Raw genomic sequence first — 26,163 nt, 5'->3', positions numbered from 1 at the left:
GCGTCGGCCGACGGCGTTCGGGAGGACCGCGTGAGTCTGGACCTGCGCAAGCTGGAGCATCTTGTCGCCGTCGCCGAGGAGGGCGGGTTCACCCGGGCGGCCGAACGGCTGCACCTGAGCCAGCAGGCGCTGAGCACCTCCATCCGCACCCTGGAGCGGCACGTCGGCGTCCGGCTCCTGGACCGGGGGCACCAGCACGTCACCCCGACCCCGGCCGGGCAGGCTCTCATCGACGACGCCCGGGCGCTCAGCGCCCAGGCGCTCGCCGCCCTGGACCGGGCCCGCCGCATCGGGCGCGGGCAGGCCGGGCACCTGCGGATCGGCCACACCCCGGCGGTCACGGCGGAGGAGGTGGTGGAGCTGCTGACCCGGGCGGGCACGGAGGAGCAGGGCATACAGGCCCACGTCCGCCAGCTCTTCCCCGACGAACTGCGCGAGCAACTCCTCACCGGCGCCTGCGACCTGGGCCTGACCCGTGCCATGCCCGCCGACACGGGGCTGACCCGGGCCCGGGTCGCCGAACACCGCCTGCGGGTCGCCGTCCCCGCCGGGGACCCGCTCGCCGCCCGGCCCGCGGTGGCCCTGGCCGATCTGCGGGGCCGGCCGCTCACGGTGTGGGGCGAGGCGGGCTCGTCCGCGTACACGGACCTCCTGATCGGCCTGTGCCGTCAGGCGGGCGTCGAGCCGGACGTCCGGCGCAACCCGGTCCAGGGCACGCCGCCCGTCACCGCCGTCACCGCGACCGGCCGCATCGCCTTCGTGACGACGGCCCCGGGGCCGGCGGCGGGCGGCGCGGCGTACGTCATCGACCTGGACCCGCCGGTGCACGTTCCGGTCCACGCGCTGTGGCCCGCGCACACGACGTGCCCGGGGCGGGACGTCTTCCTGGAGCGGACCGCGGGGGAGAGGGGAAGCGGCTTTCTCGCGGAGTGACGGGGACGGGTTTTTGGGTGTCTTGGTGCCATAAGTTCTCTTTATGGGTTGAGAGGAGGAACGGGGCTATCTGGATCTTCAGGTGGTCGGGAAGCTGGTGATCTCCTGCCCCTGCGAAGGAAATCGGTAGTTCTGTGAAACGTAGACGCATTGCTCTGCTGGCGACGGCAGCGGTGGCCGCCCCGGTATTTCTGGGAGGCGCGTCGGCCGTCGCCGACACGGTGAGCGCGCGGGCTCAGTCCCGCCCCGTGGCGACGGCGAGGACGAGCGACGACGGCCGGAACGAGGAGGGCGGCGGTCTGGTGGCGCGGTTCAGAGGGGTGCCCGCAGAGTTCGAGGCGGGCGGCGCCTGGCAGGAGTTCGACCTCGTCCTGAAGAACATCACGGAGGAGGAGCTGTCCGACTTCACGATGGACATCCAGCTGATCACCCTCTACCCCGGTGAGTCCCTTCAGCCGTCACACGTGTCCGTCCAGGCGAAGTTCGACGGTCCGTGGGGGGACTTGGAGTTGTGGGACATGGGAGGCCGGGACGTGGATGTGATCCTCCCGGTCGACGGCATGAGGCTGGCTCCGGGGGAGACCGTCATTCCGCTCCGGATGAAGTTCGCCGGTGACGCTCCGTCCGTGCGGTTCCACATCGGGCCCCAGCCCGACGAGGACCACGCGGAGGAGAGCAGTGAGGACTACTGGGAGAGCGCGTGGATCATCCGGCCCGCTGGTCCTGATCCTTCGCCTGACCCGTCGGTCGAGCCGTCCGAGGATCCTGACCCGGAGCCTTCCGTGGACCCGGAGCCGTCCGAGGATCCTGACCCGGAGCCTTCCGTGGACCCGGAGCCGTCTGCTGATCCCGACCCGGAGCCTTCCGTGGACCCGGAGCCGTCGGAGGATCCCGACCCGGAGCCGTCGGAGCATCCTGGGCCTGAGCCGTCCGCGGACCCCGGCCCTGAGCCCTCGACGGACCCCGAGCCCGACCCGTCCGTAGACCCCGAGCCCGAGCCGTCCACGGACCCCAGCTCCTCCCCCGACCCTGATCCCCATGAAGAACCGGCCCCGGGTCCCGGGACCGGCGGTGGTGCGGCAACGGGAGGCGGCGCAGGAGGTGGCGGAACCGGCCCTGCTCCGGGCGGGGGCGGTGGCGTCCCCGGCGGCGGGACAGGTGCCTCTTCCGGCGGAACGGGTCAGGGCGGCTGGACCGCGCCGGCCACCGGTGGTGTCTCCGCTTCCGGCGGCGGCCTCGCCCACACCGGAAGTGACGCCGTGACGAGCTGGGCGCTCGGCGCGGGCGGGACGCTGGTCCTCCTCGGTTCCGCGCTCGCCGTCGCCGGACGCCGGGCCCGCAGGCGCAGCTCCGGCGTGTGAGGCCCGGGCTTCGGCCCGGCTCCGTCCGGGCGGCTCTGCCGCCCGGCCCCTACTCCGTCCCGGCCCAGTGCGGGCGGTGCTTCCTCTGCGACTGCACCCGCGGAGGACGTACCGCCTCTGGGCCGGGGCGGTCCCCGGTGGCGACGGTCACCGGGCAGGCCCGGCCGGCCCGCAGATCAACGTGTGGCCCAGCCGGGCGACTGCGAGCAGGTCTTCGCGGTCCGCGCCGAGATTGGCCCGCGCCGACAGCCCGTGCCAGATCGACTGGATGAGCCCGGTCAAGGCCGATGTGTCCGAGTTCGTCGGCAACTCACCCTCCTCAGCGGCGCGTTCGACGCGTGCGCGGAGGATCCGCTCGTTGTGTCCCTGGAGTTCGGCGAAGTAGGCGCTGGTGTCGAGGGTGCTGGTGCTGTCGGCCATGGCGGCGCTGCTGAGCAGGCAGCCGGGGTGTTCGTCGTCGGGCCGGGTGAACTCGTGGACGGAGTCGATCAGGACGCGTTCGACGACGGTCCGGAACTCGCGTGCGGCGACCGCCTGTTCGTAGATCTCGCGGTAGCGCTCGGCGTAGGTCCGTACGGCCTCCTCGAACAGCTCGGCCTTGCTGCCGAAGGCTCCGTAGAGGCTGGAGGTGGAGAGGCCGAGTCGCGCGGTCAGATCGCGGGTCGAGGTGCCCGAGTATCCGCGCCGCCAGAAGAGGCGGGCGGCGTCCAGGAGGGCTTGGTCGCGGTCGAAGGCTCGGGGGCGTCCACGTTTCGGCTGGGGCACCCTTGCATTGTAGAGCGATCGCACCATAATAGGTTTATGGAGCGAACGATTCAGAAAAGGTTCCCGGTCGGCGACGGCAGCTGGGTCACGGTCGACGTGTACGGGGAGCCGGACGCGCCGGGCCTCGTCGTCGTCCCGGGCGCGATGAGTGACGCCCTCGGGTGGCGTGCCGTCGCTACCGCCGTGGAAGCGTGGCCGTCGGTGGCGGTCGTCAACCGCCGCGGCCGTGCGCCCTCGGGGCCGCTGACCGCCGCCTACTCCCTGCGCACCGAGGTGGCGGACCTCGGTGCGGTCCTCGACGGGCTCGGGGGCGTGCGGACCCTCTTCGGCTGGAGTTACGGCGGCCTCATCGCCCTGCTGACCGCGGACGAACGGGCGCTGGGCCAGGTGATCGCGTACGAGCCGGTGATACGGCCGTTCGGCCTCGACGTGCTCCCGGACCTCAAGGCGGCCGATGAGGCGGCGGACCGGGACGCGGCCGTGGAGATCGTGCACCGGCGGATCGCCGGTCTCGACGGAGCCGTCGTCGACGCGCTGCGCGCCGACCCCGAAGTGTGGGAGGCACTGTGCCGACTGGCCGCGCCGGTCTACGCCGAGACGGCCGCGCTGTACGGGGAGCCCGCACCGGACTTCCTCGCCCGGCGGGCGGAGCGCGTCGACCTGATCGTCGGCGGAGCCCATCGGGGCACGGCTCCCTACGGGACATCGTTCGACGACGTCGCGGGGCGCGTCCCCCATGCCGAGGTGCACGAGCTCCCCGGCCAGGGGCATATGGCCCATCTCCAGGCCCCGGTGGAGCTGGCCCGGCTGATGGAGGGGCTGGCCGCCGCCGGCTGAGCGGGGTGGGGACGCGCCCGACATGCGGCCTCGGGCGGACCGGCAGAGACTCGGTGGGGATCTCCGGGACGTCCGGTCCCGGGCACACCGAGGAGGAACACGATGACCCCGTCGATCAGCGACCCGGTCGTGGAGAAGTTCATCGCCGTGGTGAACGCGGGCGACAAGGACGCCTTCTTCGCCGACGTCCTCACCGAGGACGCCACCATGTCCGACGACGGCAGCGAACGGGACCTGGCGGCGTGGACGGAGAAGGAGATCTTCTCCCCGCAGGCCAACGGCCGTATGCAGGTCGTGGACGCCTCCGACGACGGCCGCGTCCTCGTCGTCGACTACACGAACGACACCTGGGGCACGATGCGGACGCGCTGGGTCTTCACGGTGACCGACGGCCGTGTCAGCCGGTTCGAGACGGGCCAGGCGCCTTCCTGAGCCCTCTGTGCTTCCGGCCGGCACCCGCACCCCGGCCTCCGGTTCCCGTGTCCTGGCTCCGGGCCCCGCCTCGGTGCCTCACCGGGCCGGGCGTTTCCGTCCCTTGCTCTCGTCGGCCAGCCGTACGGCATCGGCGCGGCACACCTGCACGGTGCGCGGCGTGCCTCCGCGCGGGGCCCACGCGGCGTCGACCACTCCCGGGCCGTGGCGGGGGTCGAAGAAGCAGCCCGTTCTCGACCGGACGGTGTCCAGCCCCATCCGGGCGTCCAGCTGGGCCAGCGCCGTCCTTCCCTCGGCGATGACGCGGAGGACGTCACCCCCGGGCGCCGCCTTGGCGCGTTCGTACGCGTCCAGCGCCAGCGAGTGGTCCGCGACCTGCACGTAGTCCACTCCCGGCAGGGTGGGGGTGAAGGGATGGGCCGCGAGCAGCTCGCCGAACTCGGTGATCGCCCGCTCCTCCTGCTGGGAGCGGGCCCGGGGGCCGGGAGGAGCGGTGTGGCCGGCCGGCTCCCTGGGCCGTTGCCTGCCCGTTCGGTCTTCCGGCCGCCCCGTGCCGGTGTGACGTCCGGGCTTCTCCCTGCCGACGTCGGCGACCACGAAGGCGCAGAAGCCGCCGTTGGCCAGGCACAGGAGCAGGGCCGGCCAGAGCAGTGAGTCGGCTCGGGGGACGACGCCGAGGAGGGTGCTGAAGGGGGCGGCCCACACGGCCTGGAACAGGACCGACAGCAGCCCTCCGCCCAGGGCGCGGAGCGGGCGGCGGCGGTCCGCCGATCTGCTCACGAGGAGCGTCGCCAGGGTGGGCCCCGCCGCGAGGAGGAGAAACCAGACCGGGACCAGGCCCCAGGAGGGCCCACCGGCGAGCAGCAGCGACAGCGCCACGGCGAGTGTCGTGCACAGGCCCGCCAGTGCCCCGTAGCCGATCGCGAAGCGAACCGTCACCTGGTCCGGCCACGGCTTCGCTCGGCCGCGAGCGAGCTCCCGCAGCCTCCGTCCGGCGCTCCCGCTCATCGCCTCTCCCCTTGACACCCATGACCGGCAGACTTTTCGGGCAACAGGATTCCCTACGTCGTGCCGATCCGGTACCTCGGCCTTCCGCTCGGTGCCCCTTCTTCCCCTGTCCCCCGCCCGCGCGTAAGGGCGGGGAGGCGGAGACGCGGGGGTAGGGGCGGGGCAGAAGAGAGCCTCGTCACAGGCTGCGATAGGTGCGCCCGCCGCGCCGGGGCAGGGCTGCCGGGTCGTCGGGGCCGGTCCGGGTCGCCAGCAGCGCGAGGTGGATCTCGGCGCGCACGGTGGCGTCGGAGAGGTTCTGGCCGAGGTGGTCGGCGCACTGCGTGAGCCAGTTGGCCAGGGTGGTGCGGTGGAGGTGCAGCTCGGCCGCCGCGGGGGCGGTTCTGGCGTGGTGGCGCAGCCAGCAGGCCAGTGCGATCCGCAGGTGCGGCTTCAGGCCGCCGACCAGGCCGCGCGCCCAGGACCGGGTCGCCTCGGTGTCCAGGAGCCCGGCCGGCAGGGTCTCCAGGCGGGCCGGACCGGTCCCGCTGCCGCCGCCGTCCCAGCCCTCGCCGTCCCGGCCCCCGGTCCCGCTGCCGTCCCGGTCGCCGCCTGCGCTCCCGCTCTCACCGCCGTGCTCGCCCTCGTCGGGGTCGAGGTCGGGGTCGGTGTCCGAGTCGGTGTCGGTGTCCGCGTCGGCGGGGGCGGGCGCGCGGAGGGCGAGCAGCAGATGCGCCCGTACGGTGGCGTCCTCCAGGTCCGCGCGCAGCAGCCGGGACAGCTCCCGTATGCGGGCCCGTACGGTGCCGGCGGACAGACCGAGCGCGGCGGCGGCGCGGGGCTTGGAGCCGGTGCGGAGCCACACGAGGAGCAGGTGCTGCTGGGCCGGGCTCAGCGGGCGCAGCGCGGCTCCCGCCCAGCGGGCGTACGGGGCGGTGGGCAGGAGGGGAGCGAGCGGCGCGGTGCCGACGGCGTCGGCGGGGACGATGCGGCGGTCGGGAGTGGCGCTGTGCCGGGCGGCGGCGGCGTCGCTGTGCGCGGTGGGCATCTCGGCCAGGGGCAGGGGTCCGGCCATGCCCGCGAGCAGCTGGTGCCGCTCGCTCACCCGGGAGACCAGGCGCAGGACCCGCCCGTCGTCGCCGCCGCGGTGGAGTTCGGCGACGACGAGTTCACCGTCGAGCCGGCCCAGCAGGGTGCAGGCGTCGGCGTGCGGGGCGAGTGAGGGACCCACGGCCCGCCACAGGACCTGGTGGGCGGTGGGGACGTCGGCGCCGGTGAGCCGGTAGACCGTGACATGGGTGAGCCTGTTCCCGCCCAGGATGTCGGCGACGGCGGCGGTGTGGCCGGCCAGCAGCAGCCGGACGAGGGTGGTGTGCAGCCGCATCTGCTCGCCCCGCAGCTCCGCCGCCCGCTGCCCGCGCACCTCCAGGAGCGCCGCGGTGTTCGTGGCGACGCGGGCGGCCTGTTCCGGGGAGACGGTGGGCCCGGGGGCCAGCACGAGGACGGCTCCGGCGGCCGGGCGCTGGAGGCAGTGCGGGTGTTCGCGCGGGTCGGCGGCCGCGTGCACACCGTCGGCGGCCGCGGCGGCGGGCGTGCTGTAAACGGCTCCGGCGATCGGGTCGGCCAGCACCGCCCACCCCTGGACCAGTAACGCGGCCTCGGCGATCAGATGCGCACCGGACCGGGTCGCCGCCCGCAGCAGCCGGTCCGTCGTCGCCCGCGCGTGCCGGTCGCCGTCCGGGCAGGCGGCCTCGCGGCCGGTCGTACCTGTGGTGCTCATGGGGGAGAGCCTCTGCGGGCCGTGCGTGCCGCGTACGGCGACAAACCCGTACGCGGCACGGCAGGTGGGGAGGTGAGGGCGGGGCGTGGATCAGGGGATGCGGGCGACCGCGCCCCATCCGGCCCGCGCCGTGGTGGTGCCGGTGTTCGCGTCGGGCCGCCAGTTCGGCCAGGACACCATCCCCGGCTCCACCATCTCCAGCCCGTCGAAGAAGGCGACCGTGGTCTCCGGCTCCCGGAAGATGTACGGGATCGCGCCGCTCGCGTTGTACTCGTCCTGGACGGCCCGGTGGGCCTCGTCGGAGGCGGTGGAGTGGCTGAGCGAGAGGTAGCTGCCGGAGGGCAGGCGCTCCACCAGCCGCCGTACCAGGGACAGCGCGTCGTCCCAGTCCACGATGTGGCCCAGGACGTCACTGATGACGAGGGCGACGGGCTGGGTCAGGTCCAGGGTCTTGGCGGCCCCGGTGATGACGGTCTCGGTGTCCCGCATGTCCGCCTCCACGTAGGCGGTCGCACCCTCGGGAGCGCTGGTCAGCAGCGCGTGGACGTGCAGGAGCACCAGCGGGTCGTGGTCGACGTAGACGATCCGGGACTCCGGGGCTATCCGCTGGGCGACCTCGTGCGTGTTGTTCGCGGTCGGCAGCCCCGCCCCGACGTCGAGGAACTGCCGGATCCCGGCGTCCCGGGCGAGATAGGTGACGGTCCGGCGCAGGAAGTCCCGGGACTCCTTCGCGAACGTCTCGATCAGCGGGTACTTCCCCCGGTAGGCGTCGCCCGCGGCACGGTCCGCCGGAAAGTTGTCCTTGCCGCCGAGCCAGTAGTTCCAGACACGTGCGGAGTGCGCGACGCTCGTGTCGATCTGCGCGGGCAGTTCAGGCCCATTTCCGGTCGTACTCATCCTGTAACACCTCTCTGGTTCGGGCCGGCCGTATCGCCATCACGCACGACACGTCCAGCATTCCCTGATACGTCTGCACGGGGTGGGGGCTGTCCCACACCTCCGCCGTGCCGGGCAACCCGCCCTCCCGCACCACATGGTCGGCGATCTCCCGGATCTCCACCCGGTACAGGGAGAGGGCCGGGACACCGGTCAGGGGATGCGGCGGTGCGTACTCGGGGTGCAACTGCATCGTCACATCCCCGCGCTCGGCTGTCTGTTGAAGTACGCGGAACTGCTCGCGCATCACCTCGTCGTCGCCCACCTGGCAGCGCAGCGCGGTGACCGGCAGGACCGCCCAGAGGCGGGTCTGCTGTTCCTGCAGCCGCTTCTGACGTTCCACCAGGAAATCGGCGCGCCGTCGCCGCTCGGCCGCGTTCCGCTCGGGGAACATGACCTCGTCCACGGCCATCGCGTACGCCGGAGTGCGCAGCAGCAGCGGGACCAGCGCCGGATGCCAGGTACGGACGACGCCGGCGGCGGACTCCACGCTCATCAGGTCCATCTGCCAGGGGGCCATGGCGTCCCGCCAGGGATGCCACCAGCCCGGCATGTTCGCGGCGTTGAGCCGCCCCATGATGTCGTCGGTCTCGGCGGCCCCGGCCCCGTAGAGGCCGAGCAGGTCGGACACCTGTCCCACGTCGAGGGAGGTCTGCGCCTGCTCCAGCCGCCGCAGCGTCGAAGGGTGCCAGCCCAACTGCGCCGCCGCCTGCGGTACGGACAGTCCGGCGCCCTCCCGCAGGTGCCGCAGACGGGCCACCAGGACCAGGTGCCGAGCCGTACGGCCCGACCGTTCGCGCGCCACTGTTCCCCCCTTCCCGCTCCGGCTCGATCTGTCCGACACTTCGCGCAGTCTGCGCATGGTGCACACAGCGCACCTTGCGACGCTCGCACGGCGCTCCCAAGGTAAGCATGTCCGACTCCATCGCACGCCAACTCGGTAAGACCGGGCCGATCTTGCCCCAAGCCCCTCCGTCCACCCGCTACGGGTACTCCGCACCTCGTGGCCCTACACCCGTTCTGCCGTTCCGTGCACCGTCGTTCCGGCGGCCCGTTCTCTGGAGCCCACCGCATGAACCACCCGACCGGCCTGACCGACCCGACTCCGCTGAACCGCCTGGCCGCCGTGACCCCGCTGGTCCACCCGAAGCTGCGCTCCGTCGTCACGGCTCCCCGGACCGCCCAGCACCGCCCGCTCGACCTGCGCGTCCGCGCCCAGCGGATCCAGATCGACGAACTCGTCGTCGACGATCCCCACCAGGTCCTCGCCCACGCCCGGCAGGCCGCTCTCGACGACCCGGAAACGGCAAGGCAGTTGGGGTTCAGCGACACGGAACCGCTGTCACTCCCGGACGCGGCCGCGCTGCTGTGCGCGCTCTACGACACCGAGGCCCTGACGGACATGGGCCTGCGCCTCACCCGTCACACGGTCCGCGTCTCCGCCTCCAACCAGCAGACGGAGCCGGTGTCGTTGGTGCGGTCGAGGATGCCGGAGGACGGGGAGGACTGATCCTGTCGGCCGCTACGGGGAAGGTCGGCGCGTGAGGCCCACCGGGCCTGCGAGGTGGTCGTCCTCGAAGGCCCGGCGTCGGTCGCGGCCGTCGCGGAACGTGTCGCCAACGCCTCCGCCGACCTCTCGTACGTCATGCGGGGCATGGCCGAGGACGCCCGCGCGGGCGACACCTCCCGCAGGGCGGAGGGGTCGGCCCTGGCCGCCGAACGGGAGCGGGCCCTCTACGAGGTGGTGAGGGAGTTCCGCCTGGTGGCCCGCGCGGCCATCGGGCAGGCGGTCTGACCGCAGCCCCGGGCCTGGGAGCGGCTGTCTACCAGGGTACGGCCCGGTGGATGCCGTACGCGGCGGCGCCGATGAGGAGGACGGCGGCTCCGGTCAACACGGAGGGAAGCGGCAGGGCGAAGGCCAGGACGAGGCAGCCCGCCAGGCCGACGACGGGGATAATCCGGGCCGGGCGGCCTTCGGCGGAGGTCAGGGTCCAGGCGGAGACGTTGGCGATGGCGTAGTAGGCGAGGACGCCGAAGGAGGAGAACCCGATCGCCCCGCGTACGTCGGTGGTCGCGGCGGCCACGGCGACGACGGCGCCGACGAGGAGTTCGGCCCGGTGGGGGACCTGGGAACGCGGGTGGACGGCGGCCAGGGCGTGGGGGAGGTGTCGGTCGCGGGCCATGGCCAGGGTGGTGCGGGAGACGCCGAGGATGAGGGCGAGCAGGGAACCGAGGGCGGCGACGGCCGCGCCGACGCGGACGACGGGGACGAGCCAGCCGGCGTCTGCCGCCCGCGCGGCGTCCGCGAGCGGGGCCTCGGCGGAGGCGAGTGGGCCGGGGCCGAGGACGAGGAGGACGGAGACGGCGACGAGGGCGTAGACGACGAGGGTGATGCCCAGGGCGATCGGGATGGCGCGAGGAATGGTGCGGGCCGGGTCGCGGGCCTCCTCGCCGAGGGTGGCGATGCGGGCGTACCCGGCGAACGCGAAGAACAGCAGCCCGGCCGCCTGGAGCACACCGGTGGCCGTGGCGTCCGTACCGATCTCCAGGCGGGCCGCGTTCACCCCGCCTGACGTCAGGGCGGCGGTCGCGACGGCGGCGAGCACCGCCAGGACGACGGCGACGATGATGCGGGTGAGCAGGACGGACTTCTGGATGCCCGCGTAGTTGACGGCGGTCAGGGCCACCACGGCGGCCACCGCGATCGCGTGCGCCTGGCCCGGCCAGACGTAGGAGCCGACGGTCAACGCCATCGCCGCGCAGGATGCGGTCTTGCCCACGACGAACGCCCAGCCGGCCAGGTAACCCCAGAACGCGCCGAGCCGCTCCCGCCCGTAGACGTAGGTGCCGCCCGATGCCGGGTAGAGGGCGGCGAGCCGTGCGGAGGAGGTGGCGTTGCAGTAGGCGACGACGGCGGCCAGGGCGAGGCCGAGCAGCAGGCCGGATCCGGCGGCGCGGGCGGCCGGGGCGAGCGAGGCGAAGATCCCGGCGCCGATCATCGACCCCAGGCCGATCATCACCGCGTCCGGCACGCCGATCAGCCGCTGGAGTTGGCCCGGGGGCGCGGCTGCTCCTGGGCCTGCGGTCGCGGCTTCGCGCGGGGGCTTGCTGCTCACGCCTTGTCTCCTTGCGGGCAGGTTCTGCGGTCCGCCGCACGATAGGCGATCGAGGTGAAGCCCTCACCGCGAAGGGAAGGGCGTGAGGGCCTGGGGGCGTGTGAAGCTGCGCGACGGCAGTCGTCAGCCCCGCGTGCCACGTCGCGCACCACACAGGGCGGGCCGCGTGTTCTCAGCCACCCCACAGCCAGGAGCCGTACTCCGCAGATGTGACGAGTCGGCCCAGGCCGAAGGCGAAGGGAACGGGCACGAGCAGGAAGACACCGGCGCGGACCAGGGACGGTCCGACGACGGACACCACTTCGTGGGGGCCGGTGGTCGCGAAGAAGTCACGCCAGCGCAGGATCTCGCCGAGGCTGCACACCCAGAAGAACAGCCCGGTCACCAGGAAGACCGCGCCGGTCAGCAGTCCCAGATAGGTGGTCGCTTCCAGCAGGTCGACACGGGCGTCGTGATCCCGCACGACGAACGCGGCGACCACGACGCAGACCGCAGCCCCCACGCCGTACGCCGCGCCGCGCGCCATGACACTGCCCAGCCGCAGACGCGGTTCGAGCACCCCGTCCGTACCTCTGCTCAAGCGGACCATGTGCGTGCCCCCTGTCGTCCCCGCGCCGTCGAGCCGGTCGCTACGACGCGGCGAACTCCACGAAGGACGTCCAGGTGTCGGGGGAGACGGCGAGCGCGGGGACGGTGAGGTCCTTGGAGTCGCGGATGTGGACGGTGTGGGGGCAGGCGGCCACCTCGACGCAGTCGCCGCCCTGGTTTCCGCTGTAGGTGGACTTGGACCAGGTGAGGGCCACCTCTACACAGTCGCCGCCCTCGCTGCCGCTGTAGCTGGACTTGAACCAGTGGAGGTCGGTACTCATAGTTCCTCTGCCATCTTCTCGATCTTCTCCAGCGTCCTCTCCGGAGTGTATGCCTGGGCCCTGGTGACGCCATACTTGCCGAACAGGTTCCCCAGCTGCGGTTGTTCCGTGACGAAGAAGCTGCCGCCCTGGCCCTCGATATAGGCGAGCTGCCGGCGCTTGTCGGTCTCCAGCAGGACGAACGGGCCGTCCAGCGCCGCGTGGTCCTCCCGGTCCGGATCCATCAGCTGGATGCGCACGTGCCGGAGCCGCGCCACCTCGGCGAGGTGATGGAGCTGGGCCTTCATCACGCGACGGCCGCCGATCGGCCGGGTCAGCACGATCATCTCCAGGACGAAGCTGATGTCGGGCAGTGGCCTGCGGGACAGTAGCTTCTGCCGTTCGAGGCGCGCGGCGACCTTCGCCTCGATCTCGTCGTCGTCATAGGTCGGGTAGCGACTCGTGAAGACGGCCCTCGCGTACGACTCCGTCTGGAGCAGACCTGGCATGACCTGGTTCTCGTACGAGTGCCTCGCCCACGCCTTCTCCTCCTCGTCCGCGAACGGCGTGAACCACCCCGGCAGCGGGTTCCGCCGCTCCGTCTGCTTCGGCGGCTTCGGTGCGGCGACGATCAGCGCGCCCTGTGCGCGCAGCACCTCGTCCGCACGTTGCACGAAAACGTCCGTCGGCGGACGGGCGCCCCGTTCCACCATCGCCACCTGGGACTTGGAGTAGCCGATGCGCTTGCCCAGCTGATCCTGTGACAGCCCGGCCAGCACGCGGAAGTGCCGCAGCAGCAGGCCGAACATCTCGGCGGTGCTTTCCGGCTGATCACTGGAGTGCACGGGCTCACCTCACATGTACACCACTGTTCACAACGTGCTTGTGACCCTGGTCACCGTACGTGTCTGCCGCAACGCTGAGCGCATGGAACTGAAGAATTCACCGGATCCGGTCCCCTTCTCCTCCGCCACCCCCTCCTGGATCCCCGCCTCCGGCCACGCCCTCCGCCACGTCGGCATCCACTTCGACGCCGTACGGGCCATCGGCCTGCTCGGCGAGGAAATCGCGTACGAGGTCATGCAGTTCACCGACTTCCAGGCCGGGCCCATCGTCCGCTCCGGCATCGGCGAGCGGAGCATGTACTTCCTGCTCGCGCCCGGGACCGCCGCCGAGCACCGGTGGCCTCTCGGGGTGGAGGCGATGAGCCGGAGTGCCCGGGGCGACGCGTTCGTCGGGGTGCCCGCGCTGGGCGGCGGGACCTGGCCGCTGGACTGGCGGTCGCGGCCCACAGCCGAGGACCCCTTCGTGGACGCCGGGTTGCTGCACGAGATGGCCTGGCTGCGGGCGGGGTGCGCTGTGCGGGAGTGAGTGAGGCTGCCGCCGCTCGTCGAACGCCGCCCACCGGACTTCGCCACGTTGCACAGGCCCTCCCGGCGCGGGGCGGCGGGCGGAACGATCACGTGGTGGCCGCGGTTCACAGCGTGGACCGATGCCTACTCATGGTCGCGCAGGAAGGCCGGGATCTCCTCGCGGGACGGGTAATTCGGCAGGGGTGCCGGCCTGTCCTGGAGGTACGCCGTGATGACGGCGGCGGCTCGGGCGTTGTTGTCGGCCAGGCCGTTCCACATGTGGTGTCCGACTCCGGGCATGTACTGCGTGCGTCCGATGCCGGGGGCGGAGGCGAGGACGGCGGTCGCCCATTGGCGTACCTGCGAGGAGCATTCGGCGATCATCAGCATCGCGGGGGTCCGGGAGTGCCGCAGTCGCGGGGCGATGGAGGGCGAGTCCTTGACCGTCTGCTGGATGCTGAGGCTGGCGGCGGCGCTGAAGGAGAAGTTCTGTGCGGTGTCCTCGACGGGTATGCGGTCCGCGTCGCGCGCACAGTAGGCGGACGCGGTGTCGCTGCCGAGGTCGGCGGCCGTGAAGGCGTTGGCGCCTTCGGCCTGTCCGATCAGCCCGGTCTCGGGGGAGAGGAGCCCGAGCCGCATGAGGCCGAACGCGACGGCGTAACGAGGGACATGCGTCGAACGTGGTCCGGTCGGGGCCGGTGCGAGGCCACGCGCGGACGGGCGGCCCTTGTGCCCTGTGACGCGTGCGGTGGGTCCGTCCATGGGGCCGGGCTCGGCGATGATCGCCCGGTGCAGGCGGGCCGCGACGCGAGGGTCGGCCAGGGCCCGGGTGAGTACCACCCCGCCTCCTGAGAAGCCGAGGACGTCCGCCCTGCCCCGGTCCAGGCGGTCGACGAAGGCGGCGAGGTCGCGGACCGACCGGGAGATCGTGTACTGACTCATGGGCAGCAGGTCGCTCCGGCCGCCGCCCGCCTGCTCGTAGGCGTAGACGTCGTGGCCCTGTCGTGCCAGGAGTCGTAGGAACCGGTGGTCCTGCACGGAGATGCTGCGGACCGGGCCTCCGTGGAGGTACACGAGCGGGACCGGCTGCCGGGCGTCGGTCTTCGCGGGCGGGTAGTGGTACACCGCCACTCGGCTGCCCGTCTCCAGCTCCCAGTGCTGCGTGGCCACGAAGGGGAGTTCTGACGGAGTTCGACGGTCTGTCGGTACGGTCGGGACGCAGACCGCCGCCGTCAGCGCCGCCGCGACGGCCACCGGCACGAACGGCACGAGCCGCGCCGGCCATGGGCGTTGCCGGCTCCGCCAGGCCGCGAGCGCGACGCCGGTTCCGAGGGTCGCCGACCATGCGACGAGCCCCGATGCCGCCCCGTCCGTGAGGGCGATCATCGCCAGGAAGGTGAATGCCAGGGTCGTGATGGCGGCCAAGGCCAGCGCTAAGCGTCCGGTGAGGCGGGCGAGGCGTATCGCGTACAGGTGCGTGGGCACGGGCTTGGGCACGGCGGACCTCCGACAGTTTCAGAACGCTGTTTCAAAACGACGTTATCAGAGGAGGTAGGCTGCTGGTCGTGGGTAGGCCCAGAACGAACGACGAAGCCGTCAGAGAGCGGCTGGTGGAGTGTGCGACCGAGATGCTCGCCACCCGTCCGCGGGAGTCGGTCTCGGTCCGTGCGGTGGCCGCTGCCGCCGGGGCGTCGACGACGGCGGTCTACTCGTTGTTCGGCGGCAAGGACGGGCTGATCGGCGCGGTGCGCGCCAGGGCCGTCACCGGGCTCTTCCAGGACCTGTCGGCGGTGCGGACCTCCGCGGGTCCCCTCGCCGACCTCTACGCGCTGGCCGTCGCCTACCGGCGTTGGGGGTGCGGTCACCGCCACCTGTACACCGTGCTGTTCGGTGGTGTGCAGGCCTTCGATCCGTCGGGAGAGGTCGGTGCCGGCGACCCGATCCGTCCGCTCCTCGCGGCGATCGACCGCGCCTTGACCGCGTCCGTCCTCGCCGGGGATGCCACGGCGATCGCCCTGTCGGTCTGGGGAACCCTGCACGGGCTCGTGACCCTCGAACTGGCCGGTGCCCTCGACGCGGCCACGGCCGATGCCGCGTTCCACTCGGCGATCCATGCGACGCTGCGCGGGTGGGCGACCCCGGAGGTGTTCCGTGATCTTCGCAGGGCCGACAGCGCGCGACAGTAGGACCGGGTGGACGGAGCGTGATCGAAGCATCACGTTCTGCGGTAACGTGATCTCCAACATCACGCTCCGCGTGCCGCGTTGTTCGGCACATGGAGCGGCCCCCGGAGGTGTATCGAGCACCCACCCGAGGGCCTTCACCACTAGTGGATCAGGAGTCCACCCGCGATGCTGTCGCATGTTATCCCGCCCCCTCGGGGCTACACGAAGGCCTCCAACACTTTGGTGCGTCACCCGCGTCTCGGCAGCGACGCGAAGATTCTCGTGCTCTACATCCAGGGGCTGCCCGAAGAGGACCGGGACAAGCCTCTGAGCGAGCACGCCCGCGCTCTCCGGATGACCGGTCGCGCCTACCAGAGGGCCAAGGCCGACCTTGTGACGTACGGGTACGTGCACGAGAAGCGGGAGCACCTTCCCAACGGGTGGTGGCGGACCGTCCAGGTCTTCAGCAACGAGCCGCTGACCGACGGTCAGGCCGCCCGGCTTCGCGCCGGTGTTCCCGCCGACGGGTACGAGAACACCGGCGGTTCCGCCGTGCCGGATGCCTGGTCAGCTCCGACTGCGCACTTTCCGACGGTCGGTCAGCCGACTCCTCGGTGGGTCGGTGGTCTCCTACCCGCGGACGAAGAACAGGGCGAAGACTCTTCCCACCCACCCACCGAAGCGGCCGAGCCGGAGAAGACAGCCGAGGAGCCCGTAGCGGCCGTAACGGCCGCGGAAGTGGAAGAGACGGGGGAGGAACCGCAAGCGCCCTCACAGGAGGAACTCGTCCTCGCCGAGCGCGTGTTGCTGTCGCTCAAGCATCAGGCCCGTCAGCTCACGCTCGGCGTGCGTGAAGCCCGCAAGCTCGCCGGGCTCGCCGCCGAGTGGCTGCGGCGGGGGGTGAGCGCCGGGGACCTGCGGCTGGCGCTCAGCAGTGCGCTGCCGGCGGAAGGGGTGCGTACGGCCTTCGGGTTCCTGGCGCACCGGCTGGTGGAGAAGCTGCCCCCGCGTCCGGAGGAGGTGGCGGAGAGCACGCCTCCGCCACCGTCATCGCCTCTGCCGCTGCCCCTCATCGCCTGCGACGGACCCGGTGAGGAGCACGTGTTCCGGCCGCACATGTCGTGGGTCACTACCTGCGGGCCCTGTCACCGTGCGCAGCAACGCGCCGAGGCGGAGCTGATGTTGGCCCGAGCCCAGGCCGACCCCGCGCCTCCGCCGCCGTCCTGGCGGGAGCGCGTCGCCGCCGAGGCCCGCGCCGATGAGGTCGCTTCCGGTTACGGGACCCGGGCCACGGCCACGTAGATGCCGCTGAACTCCTGCGTGGGAGCGGGCGTTCCGTTGAACCACTCCGGGGCCTTCACCAGGCCCGGGGCGACGATCTCCAGGCCCTCGAAGAACCGCGAGAACTCCTCGCGGGTCCGCAGGGCCAGCTGGATGCCGCCCTTCTTGTACTCGTCCCCGGCCTGCTCCCCCTTCTCCTCGTTCACGTCGGACGCGCCGTGGGACAGGACGACGTAACTGCCGGGCGCCATGGCGTCGGCGAACGTACGGACGATGTCGATCGGCTTCTCGGCGTCGGGGAGGAAGTGGAGGAGGCCGAGCAGGGACATGGCTATCGGGCGGTCGAAGTCCAGCGTCTCGCGGGCCGCGTCGAGGATGACCGTGGGCTCGCGAACATCCGCGTGGACGTAGTCCGTCACGCCCTCGGGCCGGCTGACCAGCAGCGCTTCCGCGTGGCGCAGGACGATGGGGTCGTTGTCGCAGTAGACGACCCGGGCGGAGGGGCGGATCTCCTGGGCCGTCTGGTGCAGGTTCGGCTCGGTGGGGATGCCCGTCCCGATGTCCAGGAACTGCGTCACGCCCTCGCCCGCCAGCCAGGCCGTCGCCCGGTTCATGAAGGAACGCTGCTGCCGGGCGCCCACCTTCGCCTCGACGGGCAGGAGCTCCGCCACCTGCTGGTCCACCGGGTAGTTGTCCTTGCCGCCGAGCAGCGCGTCGTAGACCCGGGCCGAGTGCGGCTTGCTGGTGTCGATCGGGGGGTGAGGCGCCTGTGCCGTCATACCGAACTCCAGATACACGTGGTGTGGACCATTCAGTCGACGCAGTCTGTCACAGCAACCCCTGCCGTCCGCAGGGGTGTTCGGTTCCCGGTGGTGCCCGTGGAGGACGGACCCGGCTTGCGGTGGTGGCGGTGAGGGGTGGATGAGGCTTGCGGCGGTGGCGATGAGGGGCGGATCCGGCCGGCGGTTCCCTTCCGCGCCGCATCTCGACCCACTCGTGACCGTGGCGTTGCGGTGGCCGTGACCCTGCTCACCCGTGCCGGTCGATGCTTTGACCTCGTACGCCCCGCACACCCAGGATCGGCGGTGTGAACCCGCCTTCCGACGTGCCCCAGCCGCCGCACTCGTCGTCCTCGCCGCCCCCGTCGCCCCCGTCGCCCTGGGCTCCGCCGGATTCCTCGGCCGAGCCGCCGCGCCCGCCCGGACAGGCAGGACAGCCGTGGCAGGGCGGACAGGCGTGGCAGGGCGGGCAGCCGTGGCAGGGCGGGCACGGCTGGGACCGGCCTCCGGAGTGGACCCGCCCGCCGGCCGGGCCGGTGCGGGCGCCCTCCGGGTCCCGCTACGACCAGCAGGGGCGCAACGGCCAGGGCGGCCGGTTCGGCTGGATCGGAGAGCTGGCAGCCGTCGTGGGGCTGGTCCTGCTGGCCGTCGTGGTCGTCGGGATCTCCGGGCTGGTCCTCGCGGAGCTGCTGGACGCGGCCCCCGCGGACCCGGACAGCGACCTCTCCTTCGAGGACCCCGTCGCCGACCTGGCCGTCCAGCTCCTCGGTATCGCGATCGCCCTGCCCATCGTCCTGTGGGGCGCCCGCGTGATCGGCCGGCGGCCCGCCGGGACCGTGTCCTCCGTCGTCGGGCGGCTCCGTTGGGGCTGGCTCGCGCGGTGCGCCGCCGTGGGGTTCCCGCTGATGGCCGTACAGGTCGGTCTGCTGATCGCCTGGACCTGGAACGACGAGCCGGTCGGGGAGTCGGGGAGCGGCTTTCCCGGGTGGCCCGTCTTCCTGCTGAGCCTGGCCGTGATCCTGGCGCTCGTACCGTTCCAGGCCGCCGCCGAGGAGTACGTCTTCCGGGGCTGGCTGGTCCAGGTGGCCGGCCGGTTCGCGCGTACGCCCTGGCCCGCCGTCGCCGTCGCGTCCCTGCTGTTCGCCCTGGCCCACGGGTTCGGTGAGCTCTCCGGGTTCCTCCTGCTGCTGTACTCGGCGCTGTGGTGGGGCTGGCTGGTGATCCGTACCGGTGGACTCGAAGCCGTGATCGTCATGCACGTCGCCAACAACCTGCTGGCCTTCGGCCTGGCGGCCGGCTTCGGGGAGCTGGCCAGCACCGAGACCGCCGCCGACGCCCCTTGGCAGGCCATGGTCGCCGAACTCGTCTTCGCCCCGCTGTACTGCCTCATCGTGGCCCGGATCGCCGACCGCCGCGGGATCGAGCGGGTGAGCCCGTGAACTCCGAGGGAGGTTCCGGGGCGAGCCCGCGGCTGTGGAAGTCCTTCGTCCCGGTGGTGGCGAACCTGCTGCTGGGGATTCCGGCCGTGGTTCCGGCCTTCCTGGTCTGGTACGTGCTGTCCAACGGCCCCTTGGCGGAGCTGGGGTGGACCCGGCGGGAACCGACCGAGAACGACGGCATGTGGCTGTGGCTGGTCATCGTGGTGCCGGTGGTGGCCTGCTTCGGGGGGCTGTGGACCCTGCTCAACCTGTGGATGCGGCGCAGACTGATGCCTGCCGCGCCGCCGTATGCGTACTGGTCGCCGGCGGTGACGCTGACCCTCGCCCCGTATCTGCTGGGCGTCGCCTTCGGCTGAGGGACGCGGAGACCGGACCGGCGCGGATTCAGAACTCCACGGTCAGCTGCGCCCGGACGTGCGCCCGCAGCACCCCCGCCATGTCCGTCGCGCAGTCGCTGATCAGCCACTGGATCTGGAGGCCGTCCATCAGCGCGATGAGCTGCTGCGCGGCGGCCGAGGGGTCGACGTCGTCGCGGAGTTCGCCCGCCTCCCGGGCCTGGAGGTAGGCGCGTTCGGTGTTGGCGACGGACGTACGGTAGCGGGTCTCGAAGTACGCGTGCGCCGGGTGGTCGGGGGCTGTGGCCTCCGCCGCGACCACCGAGAACAGCTCGACGATCCCGCGCCGTTTGGCGTTCAGCTCGGCGAGGTCCACCAGTCGGCGCAGATGGTCCGTACCCCGGGTGACGCCGAGCGCCAGCCACGCGTCGTCCACGTCGTCGCGGCGCTGGAGGACGGCGAGGAGCAGTGCCTCCTTCGTCGGGAAGTGGTGCAGGAGCCCCGGGTGGGAGATCCCGCAGCGGGTGGCGATGACGCGCAGCGACGCGCCCCGGTAGCCGGCCTCGCCGAACAGGGCCATCGCCTGGTCGAGGATCTCGGTCCGCTTGGCCCGCCCCTTGGCGTAGCCGCGCCGGGTTTCCGGGGTCACGCGCATTCACCCGCTGTCATGCCACGCCTCTCTGCTTCCGCCCCAGATTCTCACAGGGGTGAATACTTACCACACGGTCGGGATTGAGCGTACGGTACTGCGAGTGCCGCCGAAACCGTCGTGGCCGTCGCCGTCGCCGTCGCAGCCGTGGCCGCCGTCGTGGCCGTCGTGGCCGTCGTGAGAGGAAGTCCTGTGGGTCTCAAGCCGCCGTATCTCGACCCCGCGCTGCCCGTCGCGGAGCGGGTCGCCGACCTCCTGGGGCGCATGACGCTGCCCGAGAAGGTGGGGCAGATGCTCCAGCTCAACGCCAAGGAGGGGGTGCGGCACCTCGTCGAGGACCTGCACGCGGGCTCGATCCTGCACGCCTCCCCGGAGCGGGTGCGCGAGGCCGCCGCGCTCACCGCGAAGACGCGGCTGCGCATCCCGCTGCTCGTCGCGGAGGACTGCATCCACGGGCACTCGTTCTGGGAGGGGGCCACGATCTACCCGACGCAGCTCGGGATGGCCGCCACCTGGGACCCGGAGCTGGTGGAGCGGATCGCGCGGGCGACCGCGGTGGAGGTCGCGGCGACCGGGGTGCACTGGACGTTCTCGCCGGTCCTCTGCATCACCCGGGACCTGCGGTGGGGCCGGGTGAGCGAGACGTTCGGCGAGGACCCCTTCCTGATCGGCGAGCTGGCCTCCGCGATGGTGCGCGGCTACCAGGGCGACGGGCCGGCCGATCCGACCGCGATCCTGGCCTGCGCCAAGCACTTCGCCGGGTACTCCGAGACCCAGGGCGGCCGGGACGCCAGCGAGGCGGACATCTCGCGGCGCAAGCTGCGCTCCTGGTTCCTGCCGCCGTTCGAGCGGGTCGCGAAGGAGGGCTGCCGGACCTTCATGCTCGGCTACCAGTCGATGGACGGCGTGCCGATCACCGTCAACAACTGGCTGCTCGACGAGGTGCTGCGCGGCGAGTGGGGCTACACCGGGACCCTGGTCACCGACTGGGACAACGTCGGCCGGATGGTGTGGGAGCAGAAGGTCTACGCCGACTACGCGCAGGCGTCGGCGGCGGCGGTCCGCGCGGGCAACGACATGGTGATGACCACGTCGGGCTTCTTCGAGGGGGCCCAGGAGGCGGTAGCGCAGGGTCAGTTGGCGGAGGCGGAGATCGACGCCGCCGTACGCCGCATCCTGACGCTCAAGTTCGAGCTCGGGCTCTTCGAGGACCCGCGCCACCCCGATGCCGACCGGCAGGCTGCGGTCATCGGCTGCGGGGCGCACGCGGAGCTGAACCTGGAGGCCGCCCGCCGTTCGCTGGTACTGCTGACCAACGACGGGACGCTGCCGTTCGCGGGCGGTTCGGAGGCCGAAGGGGAGGCGCGGTCCTCCGGCCCCGGTACCGGTTCGGCCGGGCGGGCCACCGGCCCCGGTCCCCGCACGGTCGCGGTCGTCGGGCCCAACGCGGATGACGCACAGACCCAGTTGGGCGACTGGGCGGGTTCCTCCGGGCAGGCCGACTGGCTGCCGGACGGCCAGCCGCGCGCCATGATCCGTACGGTTCTGGACGGCTTCCGCGACCAGGCGCCCGCCGGCTGGACCGTCTCGTACGCGCCCGGGGCCCGGATCCTGGATGTCGGGCCGGACCCGGAGGGGGAGTTCTTCCCCGACGGGCAGCCCCGCCCCGAGGTCGTCCACCCGGCGGCGCCCGACCCGGAACTGATCGCCGAGGCCGTCGCCGCCGCCGAGGCCGCCGACCATGTGGTGGCCGTCGTCGGCGACCGCATCGAGCTGGTCGGCGAGGGCAAGTCGACGGCGACCCTCGAACTCGTCGGCGACCAGGTCGCGTTGCTGGACGCCCTGGCCGCGACGGGGAAGCCGCTGGTCGTCGTCGTCATCAGCTCCAAGCCGCTGGTGCTGCCGCCGTCCGCGCTCGGTGCGGCGGCGATCGTGTACGCGGCGAACCCGGGCATGCTCGGCGGCCGGGCGGTCGCCGAACTGCTCCTCGGGCGGATCGAGCCGACCGGTCGGCTGCCGCTGTCCTTCGCCCGGCACGCGGGCCAGCAGCCGACGTACTACAACCAGGTGCGCGGCCAGCACGGTACGCGCTACGCGGACCTCACCCAGCGTCCGGCGTTCGCCTTCGGCGAGGGGCTGAGCTATTCGACGGTCGCCTACACGGACCTGGAGGTGCTGACGGCGGTGGTCGACGCGTCGGAGACCGTACGGGCCCGGGTCACGGTGACCAACACGGGGGCGCGGCCCGCGCTGGAGACGGCGCAGCTGTACGTGAGCGACACGGTGACGTCGGTGACCTGGGCGGAGAAGGAGCTGAAGGCCTACCGGCAGGTGGCGCTGGCCCCGGGGGAGTCGCGCGAGATCCTCTTCGCGCTTCCGGTGGCCGACTGCGCGCTCGTGGACGCGGAGGGCGTGCGCCGGGTGGAGCCGGGCCGCTTCGAACTGCTGGTGGGCCCGTCGTCCCGGGACGAGGTGCTGCTGCGGGGGGAGTTCACGGTCAAGGGGTGAGCTGTGGACGGCGGGCGGCGGCACCCGCCGAGGGGCGCCCCGCGCGTGATCGCGGGAGCGTTCCCATCGGCGGGCGGCGGACTCCGGTTCACCTCCCGGCCGGGCCGTCCCCGCGGGCGCACTCCACGACTTCCCGGTGTCCGGTCCGGTCGGGTGCCGGGACCCCGGTCCGGTCGGGCGTCGGGCTCACGGTCTGTTCGTGCGTCCGGTTCCCGGTTCGGTCGGGGGGCCGGTTCCCGGTTTGTTCGTGCGTCCGGTCGGGGGGCCGGTTCCCGGTCTGTTCGGGCGTCCGGTCCCCGGCCCGGCCCGGCGTCCGGTGCGGCCGGGCTGTTTGCCGGCCGAGCAGGACGCCGCAGAGGGTGAGCAGCAGGCCGCACATCTGCCGCCCCGACAGCGTCTCGTGGGCGATCAGGACGCCCAGCAGGACGCCTGTCACCGGGTTGAGCAGCCCGAGGAGACCGACCGTGCCCGCGGGCAGGTGGGCCAGACCGGCGAACCAGGCGGCGAAGGCGACCGCCGTCGCCACGACGGTGACGTAGGCGAAGCCGAGGAGAGCCGGACCGTCGAGCGAGGGCGGCGCACCCTCGGCCAGGACCGCGAAGGGCAGGAGCAGCAGCCCACCGCCGGTCAGCTGCCAGCCGGTCGAGGCGAGGACGTCCACCTCGCCGCTCCAGCGCTTGGCGAGGACGTACCCGAACGAGGAGACGCCCATGGCGGCGACGGAGGCGAGGATGCCGAGGGCGTCCACGGGCCCGGTCGCCGTGAACACCATCAGGCAGACGCCCGCGATGCCGGCGCCGGCCCCCGCGAGATGCCGCGACCCCGGCCGCTCGCCGACGAGCCCCCAGGCGAGCAGCATCATGGCCAGGGGCACCACCGCCATGATGATCGAGGCCATGCTCGTCGGGAGGCGCTGGGCCGCCACGTACACGAGCGCGAAGAAGCCGCTCATGTTCAGCGCGCCCAGGACCAGGGACTTGAGCCACCAGCTCCCGCGCGGCAGCTTCCGGCACACGGCCAGCAGGAGCAGCCCGGCGGGGAGCGCCCGGATCACCGCTCCGTACAGGGGATTTCCGGCGGGAAGGAACTCCCGGGTGACGAAGTAGGTCGCGCCCCAGGCGACCGGTGCCACGGCCGTGGTCAGTGTCCATCTCATATTACCTTCCATGGAAGGTATAGTAGCTTCCATGGAAGATAATCGGCGGGTCGAGCGCAGAACCGAGCCCGAAGACGAGCCCGGAAACGAGGTGGCGGCAGGGGCGGAGCCGGCGGGCGAAGCCGCCTCGGACCGGGTGGCGCGCATCCAGGCCGAGTGGGCGCGGGAGCGCCCCGACGTGGACGTCTCGCCGCAGGCGGTCATCGGCCGGCTGCACCGCCTGGGCCTGCTCCTGACCGCGCGCCTGCAACTCGTCTACCGCCGCTACGGCCTGTCCGAGGGGGAGTTCGACGTCCTGGCCACGCTGCGCCGGGCCGGAGAGCCCTTCGAGCGCGCGCCGGGTGAACTGGCCGCGCACACGATGGTCACCACGGGGGCGATGACCAAGCGGATCGACCGTCTGGAGCGCGACGGCCTGGTGGCGCGGCGTCGGTCGGCCGCCGACGGCCGGGGCCGGGTGGTCGCGCTCACGGAGGCCGGACGGACGCTGATCGACCGGGCGTTCACGGACCACATGGAGAACGAACGGGCCCTGCTGGACGCCTTGGAGCCGCGGGAGGCGGCGCAGTTGGAGCGGCTGCTCACGACGTGGCTGGCGAAGGTGGAGCCGGTGCGCGGCGGCGTGTGAGCGGCCGGTGCCGTCACGGGCCGTCGTCCGCCCTCCTCAGTACGTACAGGTCCCAGGAGTCCGGGTCGCCGATGTACTGGTAGAGGGTGGGCCGGTCCTCCGTGCCGCCGATGCTCCAGGGTGCGAAGCCGCACGCGTCGACGGTGGTGTGGACCTCCTGCGACCGGACGCCCCCGCCGGGTTCGTACGTCCAGGTGCCCTGTCCCGAGCAGCGGGTCCCCTCGCCCTCCGGGCCGTCCGCGTCCGCGGTGTCCTCCGGCAGGCCGCGGCCGCCGAGGTCCTCGTCGATGTCCACGGCGCTGACGCGCCCGTCCGCCGTGAAGGTGACCGTCCCGCCCTGCCCGTCGGACCAGCGTCCGACGACGTCCGCCGGGGTGAGCGCCGGTGGCCGGTACTCCTTGAGCACCCCCGTCGCCAGGCCGGCGCCGCCGAGGACGGCGGTGAGCACGATGGCGGCCACGCCCCACAGGGCCACCGGCTTGAAGATCCGCTCCCGGCGCGAGCGCCACAGCAGGGCCGGGACGGTGAGCGCGGCCGTGGTCAGGGCCCAGCCGAGGGCGAGCCCACCGGCCCCCGCGCCGCCGGCCAGGGCGGCGGCGACAGGGACCACCACGAGCGAGACGGCACCCGCCGCCACCGGAACCCACCACCCCTCGCGGCCGCCGAGCCTGCGTCCCAGTACCTCGCTCAGCCGGACGGCCGGGAGGACGAGGCACACGGACAGGGCGCTGGCGACCACGGCCGCGAACGGGGCGAGCACGGGAAGGGAGAAGAGGGACATCCCCGAGCCGACCCCCGCGTCCGGTGACTCCCGGGTGACGCCGTACACGGCGGACACGACGTACGCGAGCATCGCCTCCAGGAGCAGCACCAGGATCGAGAGCTGCACCGACCGCCCGGAGAGCCACTCCTCCTCCGGTCCTCCCGTCTTCTCCACCGTCAGTCCCCCTCTGCGCACCGTGGTGTACGTGCGGCACACCCCACCCGGGGGCGGCAGCCGAGGCCATCGTTCCAGAGCTGTTTGAACACGTTCAGTGCGGGGTGCCGGAGCGGAGGGCACGTGTGTGCGGGCGCACCCGGGGCGCGTAAAGAAGAAGCGTTTCCGCGTGCGGGTGTTACCCCGTACGGGTGTGGCGCGGCCGTCCGGACGGCGGTGGGGCGAGCACAATGGGGCGGCGGTTCGTGCAGAGGCGCGCAGGCTCCTCTCCCGCACCTTGCGCTCAAGGAGGACCGGTGGCGGACAGCTGGACGGTTCAGCGGACCGGGCCCGGGGACGCCGCGCGCACGCAGGCGCGGGAACAACTTCTGGAAGCGGCCAGGGAGCTGTACGGCGTCAACGGATACCGGGCGACGGCCGAGCACGACGTGTGCGAGGCGGCCGGGGTGCCGGTCGAGATGCTGCGCCAGGAGTACGGGTCACGGGAGGGGCTGCTCATCGCCCTCCACAACCGGGTCACGACGACCGGGCTGCGGGCCGCGGAGCGCGCCCTGCTGACCGAGGGCATCGACGAGTGCCCGATCGAGGAGCGGGTCCGGCTGCTGTTCGACGCGTACGTGGAGGCCGTCACCAGCGATCCGCGCGAGGCCCGCGTGACGTTCGTCGAAGTGCTGGGCGTGAGCGCCGTGGTGGACGAGCACTGCAAGCTCTGGCGGGCGCTGTGGACGGAGTTCCTGACGGGCGAGGCGGAGCGGGCGGTGGACCGGGGCGAGGCGGAGGACCGGGACCACCGGGTCGACGTGATGGTGATGGTCGGCACGGTCCACGAACTCATGGCCCATCACGCCCGCCGCAGCCGCCGGGCCCGCCCCGGCGAGGTCTCGGGCGAACTGACCCAGCTGGCCCTGACGATGCTGGGGTCGCAGCGGAGCGGGTGAG

At 72.6% G+C, this 26,163-nt stretch carries 28 protein-coding genes; 14 read left to right on the top strand and 14 right to left on the bottom strand.

The features are described 5' to 3' along the window. Positions 1-30: 30 nt before the first annotated feature. Both KME66_RS13785 and KME66_RS13780 read left to right on the top strand, forming a co-directional pair. The gene (locus KME66_RS13785) at positions 31-933 is read left to right on the top strand and encodes a LysR family transcriptional regulator (protein ID WP_216322318.1); all 903 of its coding nucleotides are present in this window, start codon (positions 31-33) and stop codon (positions 931-933) included. 134 nt (positions 934-1,067) lie between these two features. Beyond that, complete coding sequence (locus KME66_RS13780) at positions 1,068-2,294, top strand: hypothetical protein (RefSeq protein WP_216322314.1); 1,227 nt, start codon at positions 1,068-1,070, stop codon at positions 2,292-2,294. Positions 2,295-2,441: 147 nt separating this feature from the next. Here the strand turns inward: KME66_RS13780 and KME66_RS13775 are convergent, their stop codons facing one another. Further along, positions 2,442-3,059, bottom strand: a complete 618-nt coding sequence (locus KME66_RS13775) for a TetR/AcrR family transcriptional regulator (RefSeq protein WP_216322311.1) — start codon at positions 3,057-3,059, stop codon at positions 2,442-2,444. Positions 3,060-3,095: 36 nt separating this feature from the next. Between KME66_RS13775 and KME66_RS13770 the strand changes: the two genes are divergently transcribed. Beyond that, complete coding sequence (locus KME66_RS13770) at positions 3,096-3,896, top strand: alpha/beta hydrolase (protein WP_216322308.1); 801 nt, start codon at positions 3,096-3,098, stop codon at positions 3,894-3,896. A gap of 102 nt (positions 3,897-3,998) precedes the next feature. Further along, the gene (locus tag KME66_RS13765) at positions 3,999-4,328 is read left to right on the top strand and encodes a nuclear transport factor 2 family protein (protein WP_073219613.1); all 330 of its coding nucleotides are present in this window, start codon (positions 3,999-4,001) and stop codon (positions 4,326-4,328) included. Positions 4,329-4,406: 78 nt separating this feature from the next. Here KME66_RS13765 and KME66_RS13760 read toward each other — a convergent pair whose 3' ends face one another. The 4 genes from KME66_RS13760 to KME66_RS13745 form a co-directional block, all read right to left on the bottom strand. Beyond that, positions 4,407-5,336, bottom strand: coding sequence for a hypothetical protein (locus tag KME66_RS13760; RefSeq protein WP_216322305.1), 930 nt, complete (start codon positions 5,334-5,336; stop codon positions 4,407-4,409). A 178-nt stretch (positions 5,337-5,514) separates the two neighbouring features. Next, a complete protein-coding gene (locus KME66_RS13755; protein ID WP_216322301.1) occupies positions 5,515-7,095 on the bottom strand; it encodes a helix-turn-helix domain-containing protein in 1,581 nt (526 codons plus the stop codon). 90 nt (positions 7,096-7,185) lie between these two features. Continuing rightward, positions 7,186-7,992: an SAM-dependent methyltransferase gene (locus KME66_RS13750; RefSeq protein WP_073219622.1), complete on the bottom strand. Its 807-nt coding sequence runs from the start codon at positions 7,990-7,992 to the stop codon at positions 7,186-7,188. After that, on the bottom strand, positions 7,967-8,836 hold the full coding sequence (locus KME66_RS13745; protein ID WP_073219625.1) for a helix-turn-helix transcriptional regulator: 870 nt from the start codon (positions 8,834-8,836) through the stop codon (positions 7,967-7,969). The genes KME66_RS13750 and KME66_RS13745 overlap by 26 nt, the downstream gene beginning before the upstream one ends. A 267-nt stretch (positions 8,837-9,103) precedes the next feature. Between KME66_RS13745 and KME66_RS13740 the strand changes: the two genes are divergently transcribed. Further along, positions 9,104-9,541 (top strand): hypothetical protein, encoded by a 438-nt coding sequence (locus tag KME66_RS13740; RefSeq protein WP_216322298.1) that lies wholly within the window; start codon positions 9,104-9,106, stop codon positions 9,539-9,541. Positions 9,542-9,595: 54 nt separating this feature from the next. Next, entirely contained in the window at positions 9,596-9,826 is a 231-nt protein-coding gene (locus KME66_RS13735; RefSeq protein WP_216322295.1) for a hypothetical protein, read from the top strand. Between the two features lie 28 nt (positions 9,827-9,854). On the opposite strand, the gene KME66_RS13730 is transcribed toward KME66_RS13735, so the two are convergent. The 4 genes from KME66_RS13730 to KME66_RS13715 form a co-directional block, all read right to left on the bottom strand. Continuing rightward, entirely contained in the window at positions 9,855-11,063 is a 1,209-nt protein-coding gene (locus KME66_RS13730; RefSeq protein WP_216329328.1) for an APC family permease, read from the bottom strand. Positions 11,064-11,319: 256 nt separating this feature from the next. Further along, positions 11,320-11,736: a DUF6336 family protein gene (locus tag KME66_RS13725; RefSeq protein ID WP_216322292.1), complete on the bottom strand. Its 417-nt coding sequence runs from the start codon at positions 11,734-11,736 to the stop codon at positions 11,320-11,322. A 40-nt stretch (positions 11,737-11,776) separates the two neighbouring features. Further along, on the bottom strand, positions 11,777-12,016 hold the full coding sequence (locus tag KME66_RS13720) for a DUF397 domain-containing protein (protein ID WP_216322290.1): 240 nt from the start codon (positions 12,014-12,016) through the stop codon (positions 11,777-11,779). Further along, on the bottom strand, positions 12,013-12,840 hold the full coding sequence (locus KME66_RS13715) for a helix-turn-helix transcriptional regulator (RefSeq protein ID WP_253208327.1): 828 nt from the start codon (positions 12,838-12,840) through the stop codon (positions 12,013-12,015). The genes KME66_RS13720 and KME66_RS13715 overlap by 4 nt, the downstream gene beginning before the upstream one ends. An 82-nt stretch (positions 12,841-12,922) precedes the next feature. Here KME66_RS13715 and KME66_RS13710 point away from each other — a divergent pair, with 82 nt between their 5' ends. Next, the gene (locus tag KME66_RS13710) at positions 12,923-13,366 is read left to right on the top strand and encodes a hypothetical protein (RefSeq protein ID WP_216322287.1); all 444 of its coding nucleotides are present in this window, start codon (positions 12,923-12,925) and stop codon (positions 13,364-13,366) included. Between the two features lie 125 nt (positions 13,367-13,491). On the opposite strand, the gene KME66_RS13705 is transcribed toward KME66_RS13710, so the two are convergent. Further along, positions 13,492-14,844, bottom strand: a complete 1,353-nt coding sequence (locus tag KME66_RS13705) for an alpha/beta fold hydrolase (protein WP_253208326.1) — start codon at positions 14,842-14,844, stop codon at positions 13,492-13,494. A 68-nt stretch (positions 14,845-14,912) separates the two neighbouring features. Here KME66_RS13705 and KME66_RS13700 point away from each other — a divergent pair, with 68 nt between their 5' ends. Further along, a complete protein-coding gene (locus KME66_RS13700) occupies positions 14,913-15,533 on the top strand; it encodes a TetR/AcrR family transcriptional regulator (protein WP_073219643.1) in 621 nt (206 codons plus the stop codon). Between the two features lie 165 nt (positions 15,534-15,698). Beyond that, entirely contained in the window at positions 15,699-16,814 is a 1,116-nt protein-coding gene (locus KME66_RS13695; protein WP_216322284.1) for a hypothetical protein, read from the top strand. Here the strand turns inward: KME66_RS13695 and KME66_RS13690 are convergent. Next, complete coding sequence (locus KME66_RS13690; protein WP_073220405.1) at positions 16,787-17,572, bottom strand: SAM-dependent methyltransferase; 786 nt, start codon at positions 17,570-17,572, stop codon at positions 16,787-16,789. The two genes, KME66_RS13695 and KME66_RS13690, sit on opposite strands and share 28 nt — an antisense overlap. A 536-nt stretch (positions 17,573-18,108) precedes the next feature. Here KME66_RS13690 and KME66_RS13685 point away from each other — a divergent pair. Continuing rightward, the gene (locus tag KME66_RS13685) at positions 18,109-19,011 is read left to right on the top strand and encodes a CPBP family intramembrane glutamic endopeptidase (protein WP_073219648.1); all 903 of its coding nucleotides are present in this window, start codon (positions 18,109-18,111) and stop codon (positions 19,009-19,011) included. Next, a complete protein-coding gene (locus tag KME66_RS13680; protein WP_216322282.1) occupies positions 19,008-19,367 on the top strand; it encodes a hypothetical protein in 360 nt (119 codons plus the stop codon). The genes KME66_RS13685 and KME66_RS13680 overlap by 4 nt, the downstream gene beginning before the upstream one ends. A 28-nt stretch (positions 19,368-19,395) precedes the next feature. On the opposite strand, the gene KME66_RS13675 is transcribed toward KME66_RS13680, so the two are convergent. Beyond that, a complete protein-coding gene (locus KME66_RS13675; protein ID WP_073220408.1) occupies positions 19,396-19,995 on the bottom strand; it encodes a TetR/AcrR family transcriptional regulator in 600 nt (199 codons plus the stop codon). Between the two features lie 192 nt (positions 19,996-20,187). On the opposite strand from KME66_RS13675, the gene KME66_RS13670 reads away from it, so the two are divergent. Continuing rightward, the gene (locus KME66_RS13670) at positions 20,188-22,503 is read left to right on the top strand and encodes a glycoside hydrolase family 3 N-terminal domain-containing protein (RefSeq protein ID WP_216322279.1); all 2,316 of its coding nucleotides are present in this window, start codon (positions 20,188-20,190) and stop codon (positions 22,501-22,503) included. Positions 22,504-22,591: 88 nt separating this feature from the next. Here the strand turns inward: KME66_RS13670 and KME66_RS13665 are convergent, their stop codons facing one another. Beyond that, on the bottom strand, positions 22,592-23,659 hold the full coding sequence (locus tag KME66_RS13665; RefSeq protein WP_253208324.1) for an EamA family transporter: 1,068 nt from the start codon (positions 23,657-23,659) through the stop codon (positions 22,592-22,594). Positions 23,660-23,795: 136 nt separating this feature from the next. On the opposite strand from KME66_RS13665, the gene KME66_RS13660 reads away from it, so the two are divergent. After that, positions 23,796-24,287 (top strand): MarR family winged helix-turn-helix transcriptional regulator, encoded by a 492-nt coding sequence (locus KME66_RS13660; RefSeq protein ID WP_216329322.1) that lies wholly within the window; start codon positions 23,796-23,798, stop codon positions 24,285-24,287. A 13-nt stretch (positions 24,288-24,300) separates the two neighbouring features. Here KME66_RS13660 and KME66_RS13655 read toward each other — a convergent pair whose 3' ends face one another. Continuing rightward, positions 24,301-25,224: a hypothetical protein gene (locus KME66_RS13655; RefSeq protein ID WP_216322276.1), complete on the bottom strand. Its 924-nt coding sequence runs from the start codon at positions 25,222-25,224 to the stop codon at positions 24,301-24,303. A 296-nt stretch (positions 25,225-25,520) separates the two neighbouring features. Between KME66_RS13655 and KME66_RS13650 the strand changes: the two genes are divergently transcribed. Beyond that, a complete protein-coding gene (locus KME66_RS13650) occupies positions 25,521-26,162 on the top strand; it encodes a TetR/AcrR family transcriptional regulator (protein ID WP_073219654.1) in 642 nt (213 codons plus the stop codon). Position 26,163 lies beyond the last annotated feature (1 nt).

The sequence above is a fragment of the Streptomyces sp. YPW6 genome, from assembly GCF_018866325.1.
Taxonomy (GTDB): Bacteria; Actinomycetota; Actinomycetes; order Streptomycetales; family Streptomycetaceae; genus Streptomyces.
Note: the sequence above shows the minus strand (reverse complement) of the source record. Positions and strands in the feature narration are given on the sequence as shown.